We start from the raw sequence: 522 nt of genomic DNA on the forward strand, positions 1-522 counted from the left end.
GCGGCGCTCGCCGCCCGCCTCGCTGCGGCGCTTCAGGGTCCATCGACCGGGGAGCCGCCGATCACGGCCACGGCATGACCCGCTGAGGAGCCGTCGTCCGGTACCGCCCAGGTGAGCCGAGGAGCGAGTTCTCGAGCGGCAATCCGCCCGTAGCCCGCCCAGGCTGATCGTGCCGGACCGAGGGCGCCTCTCATCTCCAGAGGCGGGCACAGTGCTCGGCCAACTCGTGACGGCACAGGCCAGCGTCTTCGAGTAGGCGGTCATCGAGCGCTGCGAGCTCTTGATACGCTCTCCGCCGTTCGCGCCAGAGGAGAACAGCGCGGGTGATTGAGGCCAGCATGATGTGATCTCCAGATCAGTGACCGCTGAGGTGCGCGAACCATGCGGACTGATCTGTGAGGCTGGTCACGCTGGTGCTCATCGGCGTCCTGAGCGGCGCCAGGCCAACCGCTGTCAGGCGCTGCGAAGTGGCAGGGTGCCGGGCTCTGCTGCGCTCCGCCGCATCGCTTTCTGCCCAGCAAC

Annotated in this window: 1 protein-coding gene; it reads right to left on the minus strand. The window is 68.6% G+C overall.

Annotation, left to right across the window (positions count from 1 at the left end):
- Nucleotides 1–190 precede the first annotated feature (190 nt).
- Complete coding sequence (locus tag WDW90_RS41110; RefSeq protein ID WP_431311214.1) at nt 191–340, minus strand: YjiS-like domain-containing protein; 150 nt, start codon at nt 338–340, stop codon at nt 191–193.
- Nucleotides 341–522 lie beyond the last annotated feature (182 nt).

This window comes from Methylobacterium nigriterrae (genome assembly GCF_037106235.1).
In the GTDB taxonomy this organism is placed as follows: Bacteria; Pseudomonadota; Alphaproteobacteria; order Rhizobiales; family Beijerinckiaceae; genus Methylobacterium; species Methylobacterium nigriterrae.

Excerpts from the sequence above, each read along its gene's own strand:
- WDW90_RS41110 (WP_431311214.1), bottom strand. The coding sequence starts at position 340 with ATGCTGGCCTCAATCACCCGCGCTGTTCTCCTCTGGCGCGAACGGCGG.